The 2,500-nt window shown below is 79.3% G+C and carries 1 pseudogene; it reads left to right on the top strand.

The window, feature by feature from the left end:
• Positions 1-2,498: pseudogene (locus F0Q45_RS28180) on the top strand (PE family protein); the annotation flags it as partial.
• Positions 2,499-2,500 lie beyond the last annotated feature (2 nt).

Below are 2,500 nucleotides of genomic sequence, written 5' to 3'. Positions count from 1 at the left end.
CGCTTGGTGTCACCGGCGGGACCGGCGGGACCGGCGGAGTCGGCGGAGTCGGCGGAGTGGGCGGAGTGGGCGGCACCGGCGGGGCCGGCGGGACGGGCGGGCTGCTGTGGGGTGATGGCGGCGGCGGCGGCACCGGCGGCAGCGGCGGCGGCGGCGGCCACGGTGGGACCGGCGCTGCCGCGGCCGCACCAGCTGGTGTTGGCGGAACCGGCGGCGATGGCGGCCTCGGCGGGGGCGGCGGCCACGGCGGCACCGGCGGAGCCGCCGGACCCTTCCAGCTCGGCCCGTTGGGTGGCCAACACGGTGCCGGCGGGGCCGGCGGCAGCGGCGGTGCGGGGGGGATCGCCGGTGATGGCGGAACCGGCGGTGCGGGCGATTGGAGCGTCAGCAACGGTGTCGGCGGCACCGGCGGCAGCGGCGGCAACCCCGGTGCCGGCGGGGCCGGCGGGCGCGGCGGTATCGGTTCAAGCACCGGTACCACCGGGGCCACCGGCGCCACCCCCACCAGCGGCGGCAACGGCGGCATCGGCGGCACCGGCGCCGACGCCGACGCCACCACCCCAGGGGGCATCGGCGGCACCGGCGGCGCTGGTGGTGCCGGCGGACTAGTCGGCAATGGCGGCACCGGCGGCACCGGCGGCACCGGCGCCACCGGCGCCGACGGCGCCGACGGCACCCCCGCCGGCGAAGGGGGATCAGTCGGTGCCCCCGGTGGAAGCGGCACCGCGGGCGGCAACGGCGGCACCGGCGGCACCGGCGGCGTCGGCGGCGCCGGAGGGGCACACGCCGGCAACGGCGGCACCGGCGGTGTCGGGGGCAAAGGCGGGACCGGCGGAGCCGGAGGAGACGGCGCCGACGGCGGCAAATCCATTTATTCCGCCGGCAACGCGGGCGGGCCCGGCGGGCACGGCGGCGACGGTGGCACCGGCGGCAGCGGCGGCACCGGCGGCACCGGGGGCACCGCAACCCACGGCAACGCCGGCAGCCATGGCGCGGGTGGAGCCGGTGGAACCGGCGGCGCCGGCGGCATCGCCGGGGACGGCGGCCCCGGAACTAGAGGCCGCTGGAGCACCACCAACGGTGTCGGTGGCACCGGCGGCGATGGCGGCAACCCAGGTAGCGGCGGGGCCGGCGGTGCTGGCGGTGCAGGTTCAAGCACCGGCCCGTCCGGCGCTACCGGCGCCACTCCCACCAGCGGCGGCAACGGCGGGACTGGCGGCCCCGGCGCCGCCGCCGATGACCAGCGCCCCCCGGGCGTCACCCCCGGCAGCACCGGGGGCACCGGGGGCACCGGCGGCAATGGCGGACTAGTCGGCGACGGCGGCGCCGGGGGCACCGGCGGAAAGGGCCGAACCGGCACCACCGGCGCTGATGGCATCGACCCGCTCGACCCGTACGGCGGGGGAGACGGCGGGGACGGAGCCGCCGGCGACACCGGCGGTACCGGAGGCGCCGGTGGCGTCGGCGGCAACGGCGGCGCCCAGGCCGGCAACGGTGGCGCCGGCGGGAGGGGCGGAACGGGCGGTACCGGCGGCGCCGGCGGCACCGGCGCCCGCGGGGCCGACGCGTTCATTGACCAGCTCCGTCCCGAAGTGCTTGACGGCGGCGACGGGGGCGACGGCGGGGCTGGCGGCAGCGGCGGCACGGGCGGCGCCGGCGGCGCCGGCGGTAGCGCCACTCACGGTGACGCAGGCGCGCAAGGTATCGGCGGGGACGGCGGTACTGGGGGGGCCGGCGGGGCTCCGGGTGAGGGTGGCCGCGGCAGCGATAGCAGCGGCTTCAGCCTCCGTCCCGATTACAACGGGAACGGCGGCGATGGTGGCGACGGTGGTGATGCCGGAGCCAGCGGGACTGGTGGGGCCGGTGGCGCCGGATCCGCTCCCGGGGCGACTGGCCGTTCGGGTGATTCACCCCACGCGGGCGGGCGCGGCGGGGATGGCGGCAACGCCCGCTACCTCGACTTCGGGCCGCCCGTGACGGGCGGGGCCGGCGGTGCCGGCGGCGCTGGTGGCAGCGGCGTTTACGGCGCCCTCGGAGGCGCCGGTGGGGATGGCGGTGGCGGATCGATCGCCAGTCTGCCCGACAACTACCCGGTGTCAACTGGGGGCCGCGGCGGCGCCGGTGGTGTAGGTGGCGCTGGTGTGGTTCTCGGCGGGACCGGAGGGGCTGGGGGCAGCGGCGGAGTCGGCGGTGCGGGCCTTTTCGGCATTGACGGCGGTGCTGGGGGTACCGGCGGGACCGGCGGAGCCGGCGGGACCGGACTCATCGGCGGCAGCGGAGGCAGCGGAGGAACCGGCGGTGACGGCGGTTATAGCTTGAACGAGACGGGCGGCGACGGCGGCCGTGGCGGTGACGGCGGTGACGGCGGTGCGGGCAGCGGCGGGCCAGGGACCAGTGGGCTATCTGGGAGCGACGGCGGCACCGGCAGTCCGTTCGGCCCCGGCGGAGCCGGAGGCACAGGTGGCGCCGCAGGAACCGGCGGCCCCCCGCGGGTCTAACA

Origin of the sequence: Mycobacterium simiae (assembly GCF_008370645.1) — a bacterium.
Lineage (GTDB): Bacteria > Actinomycetota > Actinomycetes > Mycobacteriales > Mycobacteriaceae > Mycobacterium > Mycobacterium simiae_A.
Note: the sequence above shows the minus strand (reverse complement) of the source record. Positions and strands in the feature narration are given on the sequence as shown.